Source organism: Streptomyces sp. NPDC041200, from assembly GCF_055591805.1.
In genome coordinates, this window is record NZ_JBVIZF010000012.1 from 87,595 (window position 1) to 109,134 (window position 21,540).

Consider the following 21,540-nt stretch of genomic DNA (forward strand, 5'->3'; position numbering starts at 1 on the left):
CGCGATGCCACAGCAGCCCGTCACCGACCTCCTGCCCGCACCGCTGCGGGCCGCCCCCACGCCCGGCGGCGGGGAGGGCCACGTCCTCGACGAGGACACCCGGATCGACGCCCGGCCCGGCGCCGAGCGCGTGGCCCGCTGGCTGCGCGCCACCGTCGGGGCCGCCACCGGTCTGCCGCTGTCCCCGCACACCGGCGACGGCGACGGCATCGTGCTCGGCCTCGACACCGGGCTCCGGGAGCGGCTGGGCCCCGAGGGGTACCGGATCGTGGTCGACGGCCACGCGGCCGTCATCGAGGGCGGCGGCGAGGCGGGACTGTTCTGGGGCGCCCAGACGCTGCGCCAGCTGCTCGGCGCGGACGCCTTCCGGCGCGCGCCCCTCGACCTCGGCCGGCGCGAATGGGCCCTGCCCGCGCTCAGCGTCGAGGACGCGCCCCGCTTCGCCTGGCGCGGGCTGATGCTCGACGTGGCCCGCCACTTCCTGCCCAAGGACGGCGTGCTCGCCTACATCGACCTGCTCGCCGCCCACAAACTCAACGTGCTCCATCTCCATCTGACCGACGACCAGGGCTGGCGGCTGGAGATCCTCCGCTACCCGGAACTCACCGCGACCGGCGCCTGGCGGACGCGCACCAAACTCGGCCACCGCGCCTCCCCGCTGTGGGACGAACGCCCGCACGGCGGCTACTACACCCAGGACGACATCCGCGAGATCGTCGCCTACGCCGCCGAACGGCACATCTCCGTCGTCCCCGAGATCGACATCCCCGGGCACAGTCAGGCCGCCATCGCCGCCTACCCGGAGCTGGGCAACACGGACGTCATCGACACCGCCTCCCTCGGAGTCTGGACCACCTGGGGCATCAATCCGAACGTACTCTCCCCCACCGACACCACGCTCCGCTTCTTCGAGAACGTGCTGGAAGAAGTGCTGGACCTCTTCCCCGGCACCTTCGTCCACCTCGGCGGCGACGAATGCCCCAAGGAGCAGTGGAAGGCCTCCCCGGCCGCCCAGGAGCGCATCCGGGAGCTGGGGTTGGCGGGCGAGGACGAGCTGCAGAGCTGGTTCATCCGGCACTTCGGCGGCTGGCTCGCCGCCCGCGGCCGGCGGCTGATCGGCTGGGACGAGATCCTGGAGGGCGGCGCGCCGCACGCCCCGCTGCCCGACGGCGCCGCCGTCTCATCCTGGCGCGGCTACGCGGGCGGCATCACCGCGGCCCGGGCCGGTCACGACGTCGTCATGTGCCCCGAACAACAGGTCTACTTCGACCACCGACAGGCCCCGGGCGAGGACGAGCCGGTCCCCATCGGCTACGTCCGCACCCTGGAGGACGTCTATCGCTTCGAGCCGGTTCCCCCGCAGCTTGACCAGGCCGAGGCCGACCGCGTCCTGGGCGCCCAGGCCAACGTCTGGACCGAGGTGATGGAAGACCGGCGACGGGTCGACTACCAGACCTTCCCCCGGCTCGCCGCCTTCGCCGAGGCCGTATGGTCCGCCCTTCCGCCGCCGCCCGAGCGGGACTTCGCGGAATTCGAGGGGCGCATGGAAGCACACTACGCCCGTCTGGACGCGCTGGGCGTGAGCTATCGCCCGCCCTCCGGTCCGCGCCCCTGGCAGCGCCGCCCCGGCCTGCTCGGACGTCCGATCGAGGGAGCGCCCCCGATCGTGTGAGCCCCGCGCAAGGCGCTCGCCCCCGCGCCCCGCCCCTGGGACGGTGGACGTCCGGCCGTTACGCAAGTTCGTACAAGGGTCCCTGAAACGTGGCAATCCACACTCGACGGAGACGTCACCCGAAACCCGTACCATCCCCCAGGTCAGGGATGGAACCGCGCTTCCTGGACCCTCGCGACGGCAGGCGTGCGAGATGTGCCAGAGTTGCCACGTCCGGGCTGTGAGCACGTACCGTACGGCGCAACAGCCGGGACACCGGGGAAGGGGCAGCTGGGTTGACCACGCACGCACCGCAGGCGGCGCACACGGTGACGTTGCCGGGCTCGCTCGATGAGGCCGTGGCGGCTCTGGCCGCCATGCCCGCCGCCGTGCCCGTCGCCGGCGGTACCGATCTGATGGCCGCCGTCAACTCCGGCCTGCTGCGGCCCGCCGCCCTCGTCGGGCTCGGCCGGATCAGCGAAATCCGCGGCTGGCGCTACCTGGACGGACACGCCCTGCTCGGCGCCGGACTCACCCACGCCCGGATGGGCCGCCCCGACTTCGCGGCACTCATCCCGGCCCTCGCCGCGGCCGCGCGCGCCGCGGGACCCCCGCAGATCCGCAACGCCGGAACGCTCGGCGGCAACATCGTCAGCGCCGCCCCCACCGGCGACGCGCTGCCCGTGCTCGCCGCCCTGGAGGCCACCCTCGTCATCGCCGGGCCCGAGGGCGCGCGCCGCGAGATCCCGGTCAGCCATCTGCTCGCCGGAGTCGAGATGCTGAGCCCCGGTGAACTCGTCGGATTCGTCCGGGTTCCGCTGCTGCACGCCCCGCAGGCCTTCCTGAAGGCCACCGGGCGCACCGGCCCCGGCCGGGCCACCGCGTCCGTCGCCGTCGTCCTCGACCCGGCGCGCCGCGGCGTGCGCTGCGCGGTGGGGGCGGTCGCGCCGATGCCGCTGCGCCCGCTGGAGGCCGAGCGCTGGGTCGCCTCGCTCATCGACTGGGACGGCGAGCGCGGCCACCTCGATCCGCAGGTCACCACGGCGTTCGGTGAGTACGTGGCGGCCGCCTGCATCCCCGACCCGCCGCCGCCGGAGGACGGCTCCGAGCAGGTCACCCTGCCGCCCGCGGCGATCCATCTGAGGCGTACGGTGGCAGCCCTGGCCCGCCGAGCATTGGGGAGGGCACTCGCGTGAGTGACGAACAGCAGCCGCACCGGCCGGACCCGGGGAGCGGGTGGCAGCCGATGCCGCACGGCCCGGAGTACGACGCGGAGTCGACGGCTTTCGTCCAGCTTCCGCCCGACTTCCAGTTCCCGGAGCCGGGCGACCCGGCCAGCGGCTGGGACCCGCTCGCCGCACCCGGCACCGGCTACACCCCGCCGCCGATGCCCGGCGCGCCGTCCCAGGACGGCCAGTGGCAGTCCACCGGGCACGGCGACCCGTACGGCAGCTCCGGACACGACCACTCCGGTACCGGCCACTGGACCATGCCCCACACGGACACGGGCGGTTACGCCTACGGCGGCCACCAGGAGCCGCACGGCACCCCCCAGTGGCCGGCGGCCGCCGATGACCCCGCGGGCCACGGCGGGCACGTGCCGCACACCGGTCACTGGCCGGTGCGCACCGAGGAGCCGGTCGACGACTGGCCGCTGCCCGCGGGGGCCACCCACGGCGAGGGCACCCCGGTGCAGGCCAGCCAGTGGACGATCCCGGTCGCGGGCGACGAGGGCGTGGACGAGACCGGTGAGTACCGGGTCGACGACCACCCCGGCCCGGCGGCCCCGCCGTACGGCGGCCCGATCGCGCCGGGCGACCCCGGCGATGTCGGCGATCCGCAGGAGACCGCCCAGCTGCGGCTGCCGTTCGGGCGGAACGCGCGGCAGCGGCAGACCGCCGCCCCGTACCAGCAGCCGCATGCCGACCAGCCGGTCTCCGGCGATCAGGCGGTCCCCGGCGACCAGGCGGGGCACAGCGGCCAGTGGTCGGTCCCGGCCGCCGACGAGGGCGTGGAGGACTCCGGGGAGTACGTGGTCGAGGGCCACCCCGGCCCGGCCGCCCGGCCGGGCGCTCCGGCGCGCCGTCCCCTGCGGATGCCCGACGACGACACGCCGCGCGAGCACTCCGCCCCGGCGACCCCGCCGCACGGCACGCCGCCCCAGGGCATGCCCGCGCAGGGCACCCCGGCCCACGGCACGCCCGCGCACGGCACGCCCGCGCACGGCACGCCCGCGCACGGCACGCCCGCGCACGGCACCCCGGCCCACGGCACGCCCGCGCACGGCACGCCCGCGCACGGCACGCCCGCGCACGGCACCCCGGCCCACGGCACGCCCGCGCACGGCACCCCGGCCCACGGCACGCCCGCGCACGGCACCCCTCCGCACGGCACGGACGGCCACGGCTGGCACGGTGCGGCCGCCGGGGACTCCGGCGCGTTCGTACGGGAGCGGGAGCCCGAAGAGGCGGCCTGGCAGCGCGAGTTCACCGATGGCACCGGGATTCACGGCCCTTCCGCCGGGGACTCGGGCGAGTTCGTGATGGACGCCGGGCACCCCGGCGCGCACACCCCGCCGCACGGCAGCCCCGCCCCCTCCGGGGGACCCGAGGCCGACGACCTGGCCGAGGCCGAACAGCCCGCGTCCGAGGAGGCGTTCACAGACGCCCCGGAGCAGCCCGCGGGTCCCGAAGCCCCGGCGGACGCCCCCGAGGCGCCTGACGCCCCCGCCGAGCCCCTTGCCGCCCCCGCCGAGGACGAGGCCGCGGCCCCGGAGGCCGCCGCCGAGCCGGTGGACCCGGCCCACAGCGAGCACCCCCAGGCGTCGTACGTGCTGCACGTCAACGGCGCCGACCGGCCCGTCACCGACTCCTGGATCGGCGAGTCGCTGCTGTACGTGCTGCGCGAGCGGCTCGGCCTCGCCGGTGCCAAGGACGGCTGCTCGCAGGGCGAGTGCGGGGCCTGCTCGGTCCAGGTCGACGGGCGGCTCGTCGCCTCCTGCCTGGTGCCCGCCGCGACCGCCGCGGGTTCGGAGGTCCGTACGGTCGAGGGCCTGGGCCAGGACGGCCAGCCGTCCGACGTCCAGCGCGCGCTGGCCGAGTGCGGCGCCGTCCAGTGCGGCTTCTGCGTGCCGGGGCTCGCGATGACCGTGCACGACCTGCTGGAGGGCAACCACGCCCCCACCGACCAGCAGACCCGCCAGGCGATCTGCGGCAACCTGTGCCGTTGCTCCGGCTACCGCGGAGTCGTCGACGCCGTGCGCGAGGTCGTCGCGTCCCGCGAGGCGGCGGATGAGGCGGCGGAGGCCGCGGACGCCGCCGAGGACGAGGCGGCGGCACACGACCCGGCCCGCATCCCGCGGCAGGCGGGCCCGCCCGGCACCGGCAACCGGGGAGACGGCGGCAACAGCAGCGGTATGGGAAGGGCATCATGACCGGAATCGCGGACGGCGCGGGAGCCGTCACCGCAACCCCCTCCGCCGGAACGCCCGTCCCCCCGCCGCCCCACATGGGGCTCGGCGTGTCGCTCCAGCCCGCCGACGTGACGGCCAAGGCGTCCGGCACCTTCCCCTACGCGGCCGACCTGTGGGCCGAGGGGCTGCTGTGGGCGGCCGTACTGCGCTCGCCGCACCCGCACGCCCGCATCGTCTCCATCGACACCTCCCCGGCCGCCGGGATGCCCGGCGTGCACGCCGTGGTGACCCACGCCGACGTCCCCGGGGACGCCTCGCACGGGCGCCGGGTCGCCGACCGGCCGGTCTTCGCCAAGGACCTGGTGCGCCATCACGGGGAGCCCATCGCCGCGGTCGCCGCCGACCACCCCGACACGGCGCGGCTGGCCGCGGCCGCCATCGCCGTCGAGTACGAGGTGCTGGAGCCGGTCACCGACCCCGAGCAGGCCTTCTCCGCCGAACCGCTGCACCCCGACGGCAATCTGGTCCGCCACATCCCGCTGTCCTTCGGCGATCCGGAGGTCATCGGCGACGTCATCGTCGAGGGCCTGTACCGGATCGGCCGCCAGGACCCGGCGCCCATCGGCGCCGAGGCGGGCCTCGCCGTACCGCGCCCGGACGGCGGCGTGGAGATCTACACGGCCTCCACCGACCCGCACGCCGACCGCGATCTGGCCGCCGCCTGCTTCGGCCTGGAGCCGGAGCGCGTCAAGGTCGTCGTCACCGGTGTGCCCGGCGCGATGGGGGAGCGCGAGGACCCCGGGATGCAGCTGCCGCTCGGGCTGCTCGCGCTGCGCACCGGCCACCCGGTCAAGCTCGCCGCCACCCGCGAGGAGTCCTTCCTCGGCCACGCCCACCGCCACCCCACCCTGCTGCGCTACCGCCACCACGCGGACGGGCAGGGCAAGCTGGTGAAGATCGAGGCGCAGATCCTGCTGGACGCGGGCGCCTACGCGGACTCCTCGTCGGAATCCCTGGCCGCCGCCGTGTCGTTCGCCTGCGGCCCGTACGTCGTCCCGCACGCCTTCATCGAGGGCTGGGCGGTCCGCACCAACAACCCGCCCTCCGGCCATGTCCGCGGCGAGGGCGCGATGCAGGTGTGCGCCGCGTACGAGGGCCAGATGGACAAGCTCGCGGGCAAGCTCGGCCTCGACCCGGCCGAGATCCGGATGCGCAACGCCATGGCCACCGGCGATCTGCTGCCCACCGGACAGACCGTCACCTGCCCGGCGCCGGTCGCCGAGGTGCTGCAGGCCGTCCGGGACGCCCCGCTGCCCGACCTCCCGGCCGATGATGCCGAGGAGGACTGGCTGCTGCCCGGCGGCCCCGAGGGCGCGGGCGACCCGGCCGCGGTGCGGCGCGGCGTCGGCTACGCGCTGGGCATGGTGCACATGCTGGGCGCCGAGGGCGCCGACGAGGTGTCCACCGCGACCGTCAAGGTCACGGGCCCGGTCGCCACCGTCATCTGCGCGGCCGTCGAGACCGGTCAGGGCTTCACCACGCTGGCCCGCCAGATCGTGCAGGACGTCCTCGGTATCGAGGAGGTCCACGTCGCCCCCGTCGACACCGACCAGCCCCCGGCCGGACCCGCCTCGCGCGGTCGCCACACCTGGGTCTCGGGCGGAGCGGTCGAGCGCGCCGCCAAGATGGTCCGCACCCAGCTGCTCCAGCCGCTGGCGCACAAGTTCGGCATGTCCACCGAGCTGCTGACCATCGCCGACGGCAAGATCACCTCGTACGACGGGGTCCTCAGCACCACCGTCGAGGAAGCCCTCGAGGGCAAGGAGCTGTGGGCCACCGCGCAGTGCCGCCCGCACCCCACCGAACCGCTGGACGAGACCGGCCAGGGTGACGCCTTCGTGGGCCTCGCCTTCTGCGCGGTACGGGCCGTGGTGGACGTCGACGTCGAGATCGGCGCGGTCCGCGTCGTGGAGATGACGGTCGCCCAGGACGTGGGGCGGGTGCTCAACCCGCGCCAGCTGAAGACCCGTATCGAGTCCGGCATCGCCCAGGGCATCGGCGCCGCCCTCACCGAGAACCTGCGTACCTCGCGCGGCGTCATCCGCCACCCCGACCTCACCGGTTACGCCCTGCCGACCGCCGTGGACGTCCCCGACATCCGCATCGTCAAACTGGTCGAGGAGCGCGACGTGGTGGCCCCCTTCGGCGCGAAGGCGGCCAGCGCCGTCCCGGTCGTCACCTCCCCGGCGGCGGTCGCGGCAGCCGTCCGCGCGGCCACCGGCCGCCCGGTCAACCGCCTCCCGATCCGCCCCCAGGCGGCGGTGGTCAACCGCACGTAGGCCCCTGCTCGGGGACCCCTGCGCGCTACGGGCGTACCGCGGCGCCGAGGACCACGAGGCCATGGCGCCGCGTTGCCGCTCCCGCCGGAGCAACTGAAGCCCCAAGGGAGCGCGTCCTTCACGGTGATCCCTTGGCCACGGTTTCGGAAGGTGTCCGCTCGTGCCCCTCCTGCTCATGTCGATCAGTACGGTCCTCCTCCTGGCCATCGCGCTCTGGACCCCCGCCCGGGCGCACTGGCTGAGGCGGACCGGTCGGCAGGCGGAGGGGCAGGTGACCGGGCGCCGGGTGGTCGACCACGGCGAGGAGCACCACACCGAGCTGACGCTGTCGTTCACCGACCACGACGGCCGCGCCCGCGAGTTCGAGACCCGCCTGCTGACCACGCGGGCCGCCCCGGATGTCGGCGCCCGCGTCCCGGTGGGCTATCCCGCCGACCGTCCGGAAGAGGCCCGGCTGCTGGCGTACACCTGGCGGGCGACCCGGTCGTACCTGGCCTTCCTGCTACTGGGCGTGATGTGGATGACGGCCCTGGTGCCGCACCTCCAGTAATCGGTTTCGCCCGGCGCGCTTCGTTTGCTACTCCTGTCCGCATGAGGGAGACGTCGCAAACGGACCATGCCGCCATCGTGACCGGAGCGAACCACGGGATCGGGGCGGCGACCGCCAGAGCGCTCGCCGCTCGCGGCGTCGCGGTGCTCTGCGCCCATCTCGGCCCGGGCGGCGAGGACGTGGCGGGGGAGATCCGTCGCGCGGGCGGGCGGGCCGCGGCCTGTGAGGCGGATCTGAGCGACCCCGCCGCCCCCGGAACCCTCTTCGACGTCGCCGAGGAACGCCTCGGTCCGGTCGACATCCTGATCAACAACGCCTCGGGCTGGGTGCAGGACACCTTCACCCCGGCCCCGGCCGACCGGTTCGGACGGCCGCTCCAGCCCGTCACCGCCGAGACGTGGTCGCGGCAGTTCGCCGTGGACGCGATGGCCCCGGCCCTGCTGATCGGCGAGCTGGCCCGGCGCCACCGGGCGCGGGGCGCGGTGTGGGGGCGGATCGTCGGGCTGACCTCGGGCGGGGACCTCGGCTTTCCCGGTGAGGTCTCGTACGGCGCCGCGAAGGCCGCCCAGGTCAACTACACCCTGTCCGCCGCCGTGGAACTGGCCGACCTCGGCATCACCGCCAACGTGGTGCATCCGCCGGTGACCGACACCGGGTGGGTGACGGACGAGGTGCGGGAGTTCGTGGCGTCGAGCAGCACCCATTTCCATGTCGCGGAACCGGCGGAGGTCGCGCAGACCATCGTGTTCCTCACGTCCGACGAAGCCGGTCTCGTCACCGGCAACACGATCACCCTGCGGTGACCTACCGCAGCACCAGCTGCACGATCGCGGCCGTCCCCACCGTCACGATCAGGGCCCGCAGCGCGGCCGGGCTGAATCGGCGGCCGACCGCGGCGCCCGTCATGCCGCCGAGGGCGGAGCCGATCGCGATGAGGATGACGGCCGTCCAGTCGAAGTGGGCGGCGAAGAGGAAGAACAGCGCGGCGACGGAGTTCACGACGGCGGCGAGGACGTTCTTGATGCCGTTGAGGCGTTGCATCGGCTCGTCGAGGAGGATGCCCATCAGCGACATGTAGATGATGCCCTGGGCGGCGGCGAAGTAGCCGCCGTAGACGCTGGCGAGCGTCAGCCCGAACAGCAGCAGCGGCCCGCCGTCCGGCCGGGCGGAGCTCTGTGGCCTCGCCTCGCGGCGGCTGCGCACCTTCTTGGATATCAGCGGCTGGAGCACGACCAGGACGAGCGCCAGGCCCACCAGCGTCGGCACGATCCGCTCGAACGCCGTGCTGGGCAGCGTCAGCAGCAGCGTCGCGCCCCCGAGGCCCCCGACCAGGGCCCCGGCGCTCAGCTTGAGCACCCGCCGCCCCTGCCCTTGAAGCTCCTTGCGGTAGCCGATGGCGCCGCTGATGGAGCCGGGGATGAGGCCGAGCGCGTTGGACACGGTGGCGGTGACGGGCGGCAGCCCGGTGGCGAGCAGTACGGGGAACGTGATCAGCGTCCCGGACCCGACGACGGAGTTGATCCCGCCCGCCCCCACCCCCGCCGCGAACACGGCCACCATTTCCCACGGCGTCATAGACATGCGATGACCGTAAGCCAACGGGGCGGCGCCGAAGGCCGCGGGTGGCCATCCGGGGCCTGCGGGAGGGCCCGTCCAGTCGTGGGACATGTCCGATACTGCCCTCGATGATCGACGAGGACTCGCCCCTCGCACATCACTCAGGCCGCCCCGGCTGAGCCGGGACGGCCTGAGTGATGAGGTGCGTCAGCGGTGGGTGGCGTCCAGGGACTGGGCCACCAGCGGGCCGATCAGGGTCAGGGCTTCCTCGCGCAGCAGGTGGTAGTGGTGGGCCGGGACGCCGTGGACCTCAAGGGCTCCGGAGACGTACGGCTGCCAGGACTCGGGGACGTGGAGCGCGTCGCGCTCGTAGCCCGGGATCTCCTCGTCGGCCGTGAACAGGAGCATGTCGCCCTCGAAGCGGTCGGGGGCGAACTTGCGCATCAGCTCCTGGTCGTTGAGGAAGATGTCGAGCAGCGGGAAGCTGTGCTCGCCCTCCAGGAGCCGCTGCGGCAGGCCGGTTTCGCGGCTGAGGTCGGCGATCAGCTGGTCGCCGTCGTCGAGGCCGTCGGGGTGGGCCTCCAGCCAGCCGGGGGCGAAGATGTCGCCGCCGCCGATGTTGTCCAGCAGGACGCCGAGCCACTGGCGCTTGCCCAGGTCCGGGAGGTCGGGGAGGGCCTGGTCGTTGTCCGGGTAGGCGTCGATGACGGTGAGGGTGGCGACCTCTTCGCCCTCGCTCTGCAGCCGGGTGGCCATGGCGTGGGCTATGAGCCCGCCGAAGGACCAGCCGAGCAGGTGGTACGGGCCGGTCGGCTGGACGGTGCGGATCTGGTCCAGGTAGTCGGCGGCCATCTCCTGGACGTTGGCGGGCAGCACGTCGGCCTCGGTCAGGCCGCGCGCCTGGAGGGCGTAGACGGGCTGGTCCGGGGCGAGGTGGCGCATCAGGCCGGTGTACGACCAGCCGAGGCCGCCGCCGGGGTGGACGCAGAACAGCGGCGGGCGCCCGCCCTCGCCGCGCAGCGGCAGCAGGGTGTCGAGCGGGTGCAGCTGGGACGCGTCGGCGGGCGTCGCCCCGTCGAGGCGGGCCACCAGGCGGGCGACGGTCGGGGCCTCGAACAGGTCACGCATCGACAGCTCGGTGTCCAGGGCGGTGCGGGCCTGGCTGGCCAGCTTGGACGCGAGCAGGGAGTGGCCGCCGAGCAGGAAGAAGTCGTCGTCGATGGTGACGTCGGGGACGCCCAGCACCTCGCCGAACAGCGTGCACAGCGCCTCCTCGCGGGGCGTGCGCGGCGCGCGGCCGTCGCGGGCGGCCTCGTGGGACGGCACGGGCAGCGCGGCCCGGTCCAGCTTGCCGTTGGGGCTCAGCGGCAGCGTGCCGAGCACCATGAACGCGGTGGGCACCATGTGCTCGGGCAGGTCGCGGTGGAGCATCTCGCGGGCGGTGGCGACGCACGGCGCGGCCTCGCCCTCGGCCGTCAGGTAGGCCACCAGACGCTGGTCGCCGGGCTGGTCCTCGCGGACGACCGCCGCGGCCTCCGCGACGTCCGGCAGGGCGCGCAGGGCGGCCTCGACCTCACCGGTCTCGATGCGGAAGCCGCGCAGCTTGACCTGGTCGTCGGAGCGGCCCAGGTAGGCGACGCCGCCGTCCGGCAGCCGCCGGGCCAGGTCGCCGGTGCGGTACATACGGGCGCCGGGCGCGCCGAAGGCGTGGCCGTACGGGTCGGGCACGAAGCGCTCGGCGGTCAGCGACGGCCGGTCGTGGTAGCCGCGGGCCAGCTGCGGCCCGGCGAGGTAGACCTCGCCGACGGCTCCGGCGGGGGCGTGCCGCAGGGCGGAGTCGAGGACGTACAGGCGGCTGTTCCACACGGGGGCGCCGATCGGGACCGGACCGGTCGCGCCGGGCTCGCAGGTGTGGGCGCTGATGTCGACGGTGGCCTCGGTGGGCCCGTACACGTTGTGCAGGGGTATGCCGGGCAGCAGGCGGTGGAAGCGGTCGGCCGTCTCGCGCGGCAGCGCCTCACCGCCGCAGAACACCTGGCGCAGGCTGTCGGCGCACTGCTCGGCGACATCCGGCTCCGCGAGGAACGCGCGGAGCATCGACGGCACGAACTGGAGCGTGGTGATGCGCTCCTCGCGGACGGTGCGCACCAGGTACGCGGGGTCCTTATGGCCGCCGGGCCGGGCGAGCACCAGTGCGGCGCCGCTGACCAGCGGCCAGAAGAACTCCGCCACCGAGGCGTCGAATCCGGCCGGGGTCTTCTGGAGCAGCCGGTCCTCGGAGGTGAGGGGGTGGCTGCCCTGCATCCACTCCAGGCAGTTGACGATGGCGCGGTGGGGGACCAGGACGCCCTTGGGACGGCCGGTGGAGCCGGAGGTGTAGATGACGTACGCGGGGTGCTCGGGGTCGAGTGTCACCCGCGGTGCGTCGGCCGTACCCGTCTCGGCGTCGTACGGATCGGTGTCGTCCAGCAGCAGCCGGGCAACGCCGTCCGCCCCGCCCACGCCGTCCGTCGCGGGCAGCCGCTCGGTGTGCTCGGCGCGGGTGACGAGCAGCGCGGGTGCGGCGTCGTCGAGCATGAACGCCAGCCGGTCAGCCGGGTAGTCCAGCTCCAGGGGCAGATACGCGGCGCCCGACTTGAGCACCGCCAGCAGGGCGACGACCAGCTCGGGGGAGCGGGGCAGGGCGACGGCGACGGTGCGCTCCGGGCCCGCGCCGTGCGCGGCCAGGCGGCGGGCCAGCCGGTCGGCGGCGCGGTCCAGCTCGGCGTAGCTCAGCCGGGTGTCGCCGAAGACCACGGCCTCGGCGTCCGGCGTGCGGGCGGCCTGCGCCGTGACCAGCGCGGGCAGGGTGGTGCCCGAGGTGGGGTGCGCCGTGTCGTTCCACTCCTCGGCCGCGCGCCGCCGCTCCTCGGCGGTCAGCAGCTCGATGGCTCCGACCGTGCGCTCCTTGTCCGAGGTGTCGGCGAGGGTGCGCAGCAGGTTCAGGTACCGCTCGCGGTGGGCGATCAGACCGTCGGCGGTGTAGAGGTTCGAGTTCGCGTTGAGGTCGATGCGGATACCGGTGCCGTCGGAGCGGTCGTATCCCATGATCGAGAGGTCTTCGACGGTCCCGTTGGACAGGTTGTGCCCGACGACGCGATGTCCTCCGAAGTCGAAGTCGTAGTCGTACGTCATGATGTTGACGTGCGGGCCGAGGAAGCCGTTTCCGCCGTCCGGGAGGTGGAGATCCCGGGCCAGGTCGATATGGCGGTAGCGCTGATGGCGCAGCGCCTGCCGGACTTCCCGCGAGACCTGCCGTACGAGATCGCGTATCCGCATATCCGAGCGCACCTGGATGCGCAGCGGCACCACATTGGCGAACATCCCGGGAATCCCGCGCAGGGTGGCATCGGTGCGGGCGGTGACCGGCAGCGTCAGAATGATGTCCGATTTACCGGTCAATCGATGCAGATAGGTGGCGGTCGCCGCGATAATCATCGCCGACCAGTGGGTCGCGTATTTACGCGCCGCGGCGCGCAGCTCGACCGCTTCCGCCTCGGTCAGGTACGCGGTCTCGCGCAGCACGCTGGAGAGTTCGTCGCCGGGGCGGCCGGAAAGCCGGGCGGGTTCGGGGGAATCCGCGAAGTGTTCCGTCCAGTAAGCGCGGTCCTTGGCGAAATCCTCCGACGACCGGTATTCCGTGTCCCGGTCGAGCATGGTCCGCAGGGAGCCGAAGACGGTTTCCGCCGGGGCCGGGTCGGTGCCTTCGGTGAGCGCGGTGTAGATCTCGGCGGCGCGCCGGCCCAGCAGGGCGGCGCTGCCCGCGTCCGAGACGATGTGGTGGGTGCCCTGGTACCAGTAGAAGCAGTCGTCGCCCAGCTTGAGCAGGGCGAAGGAGAAGAGCGGGTGGTCGTCCAGCTCCAGCTTGGTGGCCAGGTCGTGCTTCATCCAGCGGACGGCGGCGGTGTGCGGATCGCGCTCGCCGCTCAGGTCGAGGACCGGGAAGTCCCAGTCGGTCACCGGGTCGAGGACCTGCCACGGCACTCCGTCGTCCTCGCCGACCCGGACGTTGTACGGCTCGGCTTCCGCGACCGCCTGACGCAGTGCCCGCTCGAATATCGCGGCGTCTATGGGGCCCTGAATCTCAAGGTACTCGCCGACCTTGAACGTCGTGCTCTCCGGCGGCTCCAGCTGCTGAATGAACCAGATCTCGCTCTGGCCGGTCGACAGTGGCAGACGGGTGGCCGGTACGGCGGGCTGCACATTTCCCCCAGACGGAACACAGGATCACAGGTCGAAACAAAGGGTGCCTGTTCAGTCACGGCGGGTTCTCCATCGCGGACTGCAGGCACCACAAGGACCCTATGCGCCGAAAACGCGCTCACTGCGGGGAGTCGGAGACCATTTAGTGGGGAGAATGTGAAAAAGGTCAGGTGACCAGTTGCGTGAACGGCGTTCGCGATTCTGAGCATGCGCCTCGTAAGGCCTATGTGTCCAGAGGGTGTCCGGTAGTTCACCAGGAGAGAGGCCGGGTGCCGGGGATGAGTGGCCCGATGAGAGCCCCGCGGGGCGCTGTGGAGGCCGTGGCGGGATTCGAACCCACGTAACTCGCTTTGCAGGCGAGCCCCTGAACCACTCGGGCACACGGCCAATGTCGTGCTCGTCGCATACGACCTTAGGCAGGCGCCCAGGAGGGCATCAACGGTTCAGCGGCCGCTGCCATACGACTGACATATGCCGTTCATGAAGGCGGCGGAAGCCCGGGCATTACGGGCGGCCCGGTGCGTGCGGGTGCTCCAGGAAGTCCTCCACCACCGGGCCGAACAGCTCCGGCTCGTCCACCCAGGGGTAGTGGCCCACGCCGTGCAGCGGCCGGGCGCGCCCGGCCGGGAACGACTCGGCGACCAGCTCCCCGGCCCGTACGCCGGTCACCGCGTCCCGGTCGCCGGTGATCACCAGCACCGGGCACGGCACCTCGCGCAGCCGGGCCAGCACCGCGCGGCGGCCCGCCTCGTCCACGCCCTGCCAGAAGCCCGCGCGGGGCACCGGACCCAGCTGCTCGCCCTCGGCCGCCGCGTGCGCCCGCTGCGGCTCCTCCCAGCGGCCGTACGCCATCGGGGCGGCCCGCAGCAGCAGCTCCCGCACCTCGGCGAGGTCCGTCGTGTCGGGCAGCATCTGGATCGCCACGTACGCCTCCTGCCACCACGGCTCGTCGGCGCGCGACTCGAAGATCTCCCGGGCGTCCTCGGGCAGTTCGCCCTGCATCCGCGCGCCCGGGCAGACCAGGACCAGCTGGCTGAGGTGTTCCGGGTGGGCCGCCGCGTACGCCTGCGCCGTGGCCGCCGCCGCGTCGTGGGCGAGCAGCGCGAAGCGGGTGAGCCCGAGGTGGCGGCGGAGCGCCTCCAGGTCCTCGGCCAGCCCCGGGAACGCGTAACCGCTCGGGTCGGCGGCGGGCGGCGAGTCCCCGGTGCCGCGGCTGTCGGGGATGACCAGGGTGCGGTGCGCGTCGAGGCCGCCGAGGTCGCCGAGGTACGCGGCGTCCCGCCCCGGCCCGCCCGCCAGGCAGATGAGCGGCGGCCGCGCGGACCCGTCGCGGGCCTCCAGGACGCGGTAGGCCAGCTCCGTTTGGTCGTACGACGTGTAGTGCGGCATAAGGCCAGCCTGCCTGATCAGCCGGGCATTGGCAGCGTGACGTGGGATATCCAGTGGGGCGGGTGGGCCGGGGTGACTCAAAAGCGCCGCGAGGGGTGATGTTCCGTTCCCCCAAAACGCGCTTATGGTTTCCCTCTATGATGCTCGTGTGTTCGATTCACGGCACATCAGGACGTTCCACGAGGTGGTCCGGGCCGGTTCCTATTCGGCCGCCGCCCGGGCGCTCGGCTATACGCAGCCTGCCATAACGCAGCAGATGAAAGCGCTCGAACGCACCGTCGGCAGCCCGCTGTTCATCCGCGTCGGCCGGGGCATGCGGCTCACCGAGGCGGGCGAGACGCTCGCCCGGCACGCCGACACCATCCTCTCCTCCATCTCCGCCGCCCAGGCCCAGATGAACGCCATCACCCGACTGCGCGCCGGGCGGGTGCGGGTGTGCGCCTTCCCCAGCGCCAACGCCACCCTCATCCCCGAGGCCATGGCCCGGCTCGCCGCCGCCCACCCCGGGGTGCGGGTCGACCTGCTGGAGGGCGAGCCGCCGGACTCGCTCGACCGCGTCGTCCGCGGCGAATGCGACATCACCCTCGCCTTCACCTATCCCGGGCTGCGTGAGGAGACGCCGCCCGACCTCGTCGAGATCCCGCTGATGGAGGACCAGCTGACCGTCCTGCTGCCGACCGGGCATCCGCTGGCCCGGCGGCGCGCGGTCAAGCTCGCCGAGCTGAGCGGGGAGCGGTGGATCGCCGGATGCCTGCGCTGCCGCGCCAACTTCCTGCACGAGTGCGCCGAGCAGGGCTTCGCGCCCGACATCGCCTTCACCACCGACGACAACCTGGTGGTGCAGAGCATGGTCGCGGCCGGGCTCGGTGTCGCGATGATGCCGGGTCTGGTGCTGTCGTTCCTGTGCCACCAGAAGGTCACCGGGCGCGCCCTCGACCCGGCGTCGCGGCGCCATGTCTCGGCGTATGTGCTGCGGGAGCACCTGGAGATCCCGGCGACGGCGCGGGTGCTGGAGGAGCTGAAGGCCGTGGCCGGGAACCGGGTCGGCTGCTGACGCCCCCTTCGTACGAGGGCCCATGCGCGGGCCCGTACAACGGCATATATATAAGCGGAGGTTGACCCCCGCCCAACAATCTGTCGTTGGACGTGATGGTCGGTCCGTCCGCACGCTGCCGATATGACCACCGCGTATCCGTCCTCTCGTGTCACGGCCCCCCTCGGCGCCTTCGTCGACGGCGTCCGCGAGGCCGTCGGACGCGGCCTGCCGCCCGATGTGACCGCCTATCTGGTGGGCGAACGCCTCGCCCCTTACCTCGGCGCGCCCGATCTGCTCACCCCCGCCCAGCGCGAGGGCGACCCCGATCACTACCGTCAGCACGTCCTGCACGCCGAGCCCGACGGCAGCTTCTCCGTCGTCGCCCTCGTGTGGCTGCCCGGCCAGCGCACCGGCGTGCACGACCATGTGTCCTGGTGCGTCACCGGCGTTCACGAGGGCGAGGAGCACGAACGGCGCTACCGCCTCGTCCCGGATGGTTCGGCCTCCCGGCTGGTCGCCGTGGAGGACGTGATCAACCCGCGGGGGGCGGTCTGCGGCTTCGCCCCGCCCGGAGATATCCACAGGGTGTGGAACGCCTGCGGCACGAAGGCGATCTCGATCCACGTCTACGGCGCGGACATCGTGCGGCTGGGCAGCAGCGTGCGGCGGGTGTACGAGACCCCCGGGGTGGACGACCTGTGACCGGGCCCCGCGTCCTGCGCGCGACGGCGGTGACGGCATGGCGGTGACCGGGGCGCACGCCGGAGTGCCTGCCGCGACGCCTGCCGGGACGATCGCGGCTCCCCGGCGGCGGATACCGGCCACCGCGTACGGGCTCGGGCTGGCCGCCTGCGGGGTCGCGGCCGCGTGGCTGGTCCACCGGGCCGTGCCCGCCGTACCCCTGCTCACCGCCGCCGTGGTGCTCGGCATCGGCGCGGCCCATCTGCCCGGCGCCCGGGGGCTCGTACGGGGCCGCTGCCGGGCCGGGCTCTCCCTCGCCGGGAAGCGGCTGATGCGGCTCGGCATCGTGCTGCTCGGCCTGAAGCTCAGCCTGAACGACGTCCTCGGCCTCGGCTGGGCCACCGTCGCGATGGTGTTCTGCGTGGTCGCCGCCACCTTCGGCGGCACCTGGTGGCTCGGGCGCCGGATGGGGCTGCGCGGCGACCAGCCGCTGCTGATCGCCACCGGCTATTCGATCTGCGGCGCGTCCGCGATCGGCGCGGTCAGCGAGGTGTCCGACAGCGACGAACGGGACGTGGCCACCTCCGTCGCGCTCGTGACGCTGTGCGGCACGCTCGCCATCGCCGTACTGCCCCTGCTCCAGCAGCCCCTGGGGCTCGGCGACGCGCAGTTCGGCCGCTGGGTGGGCGCGAGCGTGCACGACGTGGGCCAGGTCGTGGCGGCCGCGCAGACCGCCGGGCCCGCGGCGCTGAAGGAAGCGGTGCTGGTCAAGCTGATGCGGGTGGCGCTGCTCGCCCCGCTCGTCGCCGCGCTGGCCATGTCCGTACGGGCCCGGGCCGGAGCCCGGCGCACCACCACGGCCTCCCGGCGGCCTCCGCTGGTGCCGCTCTTCGTGGCCGGGTTCCTCGCCATGGTCGTGCTGCGCAGCACCGGCCTGCCGTCCGCGGCCGCGCTCGACGCCGCCGCCACCGGGCAGGAACTCCTGCTCGCCGCCGCCCTCTTCGGCCTCGGCAGCGCGGTCCACCTGCCCTCCCTCGCCCGCACCGGCGGCCGGGTCGCGGCGCTGGGGCTGTGCGCCTGGGGGGTGATCGCGGGGGTCTCGTACGCGGGCGTCCTGCTCACCACGTGACGCGACCGGGGGCCTGACGGCGTACGCCTCATGACCGAGGCGAATCCCCGACCTCAGACAGGTGCCACCCCGCGCGACGGCTCTTACTCTGACCGCCATGACCGCTCTCGACCCGTCTGACGCCGAACGCGGCACCCCCACGGGCACGCCCTCCCGCACGGCCGGGCCGGCCACGGACACGGACACGGGCACGGCCACGGGCACGGCCACGGACTTCGGGGACGACACCATCCTCGGCCGCCGCTACCGCGCGCTGACCCTCGGCATCGTCGCCGTCGTCTCCCTCATCGCCTTCGAGGCGAGCGCGGTCAACACCGCCATGCCGGTCGCGGCCCGCGCGCTGGACGGCGTCGCGCTGTACGCGTACGCCTTCTCCGCCTACTTCACCGCGAGCCTGTTCGCGATGGCGCTGTCGGGGGAGTGGTGCGACCGCGAGGGACCGCTCCCGCCGCTGTTCACCGGCATCGTGGCGTTCGGCGTGGGGCTGGTGGTGGCAGGGACGGCGCAGCGGATGTGGATGTTCGTGGGCGGGCGCGCCGTCCAGGGCATCGGCGGCGGCCTGGTGATCGTCGCCCTGTACGTCGTCGTCAGCCGGGCCTATCCGCGGCGGCTCCAGCCCGCCGTGCTGGCCTCCTTCTCCGCGGCGTGGGTGCTGCCCGTCATCGTCGGGCCGGTCGTCGCCGGGGCCATCACCGAACAGGCCGGGTGGCGCTGGGTGTTCCTGTCCATCCCGGTGCTGGTGCTGCTGCCGCTCACGGTGATGCTCCCGGCCCTGCGCACGCTGCCGCCCGGTGGCCGCTCCGCGGCCATGGACCGCCGCCGCATCCTGCTCGCGCTGGCCGTCGCGGTCGGCGCCGGGCTGCTCCAGTACGCGGCCCAGGACCTGGCCTGGCCCTCCCTCCTCCCGGCCGCCGCCGGTCTCGCGCTGCTCGTACCGTGCGTGCTGCGGCTGCTCCCCGCGGGCACCTTCCGCGCGGCCCGCGGGCTGCCGTCGGTGGTGCTGCTGCGCGGGGTCGCGGCGGGTTCCTTCCTGGGAGCGGAGAGCTTCGTTCCGCTGATGCTGGTCACCCAGCGCGGCCTGTCCGCGACCGCCGCCGGGCTCTCCCTCACGGGCGGCGGGCTGACCTGGGCGCTCGGCTCCTACACCCAGAGCCGCCCCCGGCTGGAGCCGTACCGGGAACGGCTGATGGGGCTGGGCATGCTGCTGATCGCCGTATCCATCGCCCTGGTGCCACTGGCGCTCTCCGACACCGTCCCGGTGTGGACCATCGCCGTCGCGTGGGCGGTCGGCGGCTACGGGATGGGGATCACCATCGCCAGTGCGAGCGTCCTGATGCTGAAGCTGTCCCGGCCCGAGGAGGCGGGCAGCAACTCCTCCTCGCTCCAGGCCTCCGACGCGCTCGGCAACATCACCCTGGTCGGGCTGAGCGGTGTCCTCTTCGTCGCCTTCGGCGGCGCCGCGATCACTCCCACCACCCACGGCCCCACCACCCCGGCCGCCACGTCCACCCACCCCGCGGCCTTCGCCGCCGTCTACGTCGCGATGGCGGTCGTGGCCCTGGCAGGCGCCTGGCTGACCACGCGGCTGCGGCCGCTTCCGGCACAGCGGTGAGATGTGAGCCTGATCCCACCCTCGGGTGGGATCGGGACGTACCCCCGAAGCATGAAGCACGGCACCGGTAGGCTGACGCGGTTCCCCATCGATCCCGCCGAGCCAGCCTGACGGAGACCGTGAGTACTACTGCCGCCTCCACCAGCCATCACCTCTCGCCCGCCTTCCCCGGACGGGCCCCCTGGGGTACCGCGAGCAAGCTGCGCGCCTGGCAGCAGGGCGCGTTGGACAAGTACATCGAGGAGCAGCCGAGGGACTTCCTCGCGGTCGCGACCCCCGGCGCCGGTAAGACGACGTTCGCGCTGACGCTCGCCTCCTGGCTGATGCACCACCACGTCGTCCAGCAGATCACCGTCGTCGCGCCCACCGAGCATCTGAAGAAGCAGTGGGCGGAGGCCGCGGCCCGCATCGGCATCAGGCTGGACCCGGAGTACAGCGCGGGTCCGCTGAGCCGGGAGTACCACGGCATCGCCATCACCTACGCGGGCGTCGGCGTACGGCCCATGCTGCACCGCAACCGGATCGAGCAGCGCAAGACGCTCGTCATCCTCGACGAGATCCACCACGCCGGTGACTCCCGCTCGTGGGGCGAAGCCTGCCTGGAGGCGTTCGAGCCCGCGACCCGGCGGCTCGCGCTCACCGGTACCCCCTTCCGGTCGGACACCAACCCCATCCCCTTCGTCACCTACGAAGAGGGCAACGACGGCATCCGCCGCTCCTCCGCCGACTACACGTACGGCTACGGCAACGCGCTCGGCGACGGCGTCGTGCGGCCCGTCATCTTCCTCTCCTACAGCGGCAACATGCGCTGGCGCACCAAGGCGGGCGACGAGATCGAGGCGCGGCTCGGCGAGCCGATGACCAAGGACGCGGTTTCCCAGGCGTGGCGCACCGCGCTCGACCCGCGCGGCGACTGGATGCCCAACGTGCTGCGCGCCGCCGACAACCGGCTGTCCGAGGTCCGCAAGGCCATCCCGGACGCGGGCGCCCTCGTCATCGCATCCGACCAGGACTCGGCGCGCGCGTACGCCAAGCTCATCCGCGAGATCACCGGCAGCAAGGCCACCCTGGTGCTGTCCGACGAGGCCGCCGCCTCGCAGCGCATCGAGGACTTCAGCCACTCCGATGACCGCTGGATGGTCGCGGTCCGCATGGTGTCGGAGGGCGTGGACGTGCCGCGCCTCGCGGTCGGGGTGTACGCGACGACGATCTCCACGCCGCTGTTCTTCGCCCAGGCCGTCGGCCGTTTCGTACGGTCGCGGCGGCGCGGCGAGACCGCGTCCGTCTTCCTGCCCACCATCCCGAACCTGCTCGGCTTCGCCAACGAGATGGAGGTCGAGCGCGACCACGTCCTCGACAAGCCGAAGAAGGACGGCGAGGAGGAGAACCCGTACGCGGAGGAGGACAAGCTCCTCGAAGAGGCCGAGAAGCAGCAGGACGAGGACACCGGCGAGCAGGACGCGCTGCCCTTCGAGGCGCTGGAGTCGGACGCGGTCTTCGACCGGGTGCTGTACGACGGCGCCGAGTTCGGCATGCAGGCGCACCCGGGCAGTGAGGAGGAGCAGGACTACCTCGGCATCCCCGGGCTCCTGGAACCCGACCAGGTGCAGATGCTGCTCCAGAAGCGGCAGGCCAAGCAGATCGCGCACAGCCGCAAGAGGCCGGACGCGGAAGCGGACCTGCTGGAGGTGCCCGCCGAGCGGCGGCCGGTGGTCACCCACAAGGAGCTGCTGGAGCTGCGGAAGCAGCTGAACACGCTGGTGGGGGCGTACGTCCACCAGAGCGGCAAACCGCACGGCGTGATCCACACCGAGCTGCGCCGGGTCTGCGGCGGGCCGCCGAGCGCGGAGGCGACGGCGGGGCAGCTCCGCGAGCGCATCAAGAAGGTGCAGGAGTGGGCCACCCGGATGCGGTGACGCGGCCATGGTGACGCGGTCACTCG

At 73.4% G+C, this 21,540-nt stretch carries 14 protein-coding genes and 1 tRNA gene; 11 read left to right on the forward strand and 4 right to left on the reverse strand.

What is annotated here, in order from left to right; all coding sequences use genetic code 11:
* Window positions 1-4 precede the first annotated feature (4 nt).
* The 6 genes from ACZ6CL_RS25105 (at window position 5) to ACZ6CL_RS25130 (ending at window position 8,755) form a co-directional block, all read left to right on the forward strand.
* Window positions 5-1,672, forward strand: coding sequence for a beta-N-acetylhexosaminidase (locus ACZ6CL_RS25105; RefSeq protein WP_468938985.1), 1,668 nt, complete (start codon window positions 5-7; stop codon window positions 1,670-1,672).
* A 275-nt stretch (window positions 1,673-1,947) separates the two neighbouring features.
* A complete protein-coding gene (locus tag ACZ6CL_RS25110) occupies window positions 1,948-2,847 on the forward strand; it encodes an FAD binding domain-containing protein (RefSeq protein ID WP_385436921.1) in 900 nt (299 codons plus the stop codon).
* The gene (locus ACZ6CL_RS25115; protein ID WP_468938989.1) at window positions 2,844-5,084 is read left to right on the forward strand and encodes a 2Fe-2S iron-sulfur cluster-binding protein; all 2,241 of its coding nucleotides are present in this window, start codon (window positions 2,844-2,846) and stop codon (window positions 5,082-5,084) included. The genes ACZ6CL_RS25110 and ACZ6CL_RS25115 overlap by 4 nt, the downstream gene beginning before the upstream one ends.
* The gene (locus ACZ6CL_RS25120) at window positions 5,081-7,402 is read left to right on the forward strand and encodes a xanthine dehydrogenase family protein molybdopterin-binding subunit (protein ID WP_468938991.1); all 2,322 of its coding nucleotides are present in this window, start codon (window positions 5,081-5,083) and stop codon (window positions 7,400-7,402) included. The genes ACZ6CL_RS25115 and ACZ6CL_RS25120 overlap by 4 nt, the downstream gene beginning before the upstream one ends.
* Window positions 7,403-7,562: 160 nt before the next feature.
* Complete coding sequence (locus ACZ6CL_RS25125) at window positions 7,563-7,952, forward strand: DUF3592 domain-containing protein (protein ID WP_468939335.1); 390 nt, start codon at window positions 7,563-7,565, stop codon at window positions 7,950-7,952.
* 77 nt (window positions 7,953-8,029) lie between these two features.
* Window positions 8,030-8,755, forward strand: coding sequence for an SDR family NAD(P)-dependent oxidoreductase (locus ACZ6CL_RS25130; protein ID WP_468938993.1), 726 nt, complete (start codon window positions 8,030-8,032; stop codon window positions 8,753-8,755).
* 1 nt (window position 8,756) lies between these two features.
* Here the strand turns inward: ACZ6CL_RS25130 and ACZ6CL_RS25135 are convergent, their stop codons facing one another.
* The 4 genes from ACZ6CL_RS25135 to ACZ6CL_RS25150 form a co-directional block, all read right to left on the reverse strand.
* Window positions 8,757-9,527, reverse strand: a complete 771-nt coding sequence (locus tag ACZ6CL_RS25135) for a sulfite exporter TauE/SafE family protein (protein ID WP_468939319.1) — start codon at window positions 9,525-9,527, stop codon at window positions 8,757-8,759.
* A gap of 189 nt (window positions 9,528-9,716) precedes the next feature.
* Complete coding sequence (locus ACZ6CL_RS25140) at window positions 9,717-13,751, reverse strand: amino acid adenylation domain-containing protein (RefSeq protein WP_468938996.1); 4,035 nt, start codon at window positions 13,749-13,751, stop codon at window positions 9,717-9,719.
* A 312-nt stretch (window positions 13,752-14,063) separates the two neighbouring features.
* A tRNA-Cys gene (locus ACZ6CL_RS25145) sits at window positions 14,064-14,138 on the reverse strand.
* Between the two features lie 117 nt (window positions 14,139-14,255).
* On the reverse strand, window positions 14,256-15,140 hold the full coding sequence (locus ACZ6CL_RS25150; RefSeq protein ID WP_468938997.1) for an alpha/beta fold hydrolase: 885 nt from the start codon (window positions 15,138-15,140) through the stop codon (window positions 14,256-14,258).
* Between the two features lie 148 nt (window positions 15,141-15,288).
* Here ACZ6CL_RS25150 and ACZ6CL_RS25155 point away from each other — a divergent pair, with 148 nt between their 5' ends.
* The 5 genes from ACZ6CL_RS25155 (at window position 15,289) to ACZ6CL_RS25175 (ending at window position 21,514) form a co-directional block, all read left to right on the forward strand.
* The gene (locus tag ACZ6CL_RS25155) at window positions 15,289-16,194 is read left to right on the forward strand and encodes a LysR family transcriptional regulator (protein ID WP_468939000.1); all 906 of its coding nucleotides are present in this window, start codon (window positions 15,289-15,291) and stop codon (window positions 16,192-16,194) included.
* A gap of 123 nt (window positions 16,195-16,317) precedes the next feature.
* The gene (locus ACZ6CL_RS25160; protein WP_468939002.1) at window positions 16,318-16,878 is read left to right on the forward strand and encodes a cysteine dioxygenase family protein; all 561 of its coding nucleotides are present in this window, start codon (window positions 16,318-16,320) and stop codon (window positions 16,876-16,878) included.
* A gap of 37 nt (window positions 16,879-16,915) precedes the next feature.
* Entirely contained in the window at window positions 16,916-17,986 is a 1,071-nt protein-coding gene (locus tag ACZ6CL_RS25165) for a YeiH family protein (RefSeq protein WP_468939004.1), read from the forward strand.
* A 97-nt stretch (window positions 17,987-18,083) separates the two neighbouring features.
* Complete coding sequence (locus ACZ6CL_RS25170) at window positions 18,084-19,598, forward strand: MFS transporter (RefSeq protein WP_468939006.1); 1,515 nt, start codon at window positions 18,084-18,086, stop codon at window positions 19,596-19,598.
* Between the two features lie 119 nt (window positions 19,599-19,717).
* Window positions 19,718-21,514, forward strand: coding sequence for a DEAD/DEAH box helicase (locus ACZ6CL_RS25175; RefSeq protein WP_468939007.1), 1,797 nt, complete (start codon window positions 19,718-19,720; stop codon window positions 21,512-21,514).
* The last annotated feature ends 26 nt before the right edge of the window (window positions 21,515-21,540 follow it).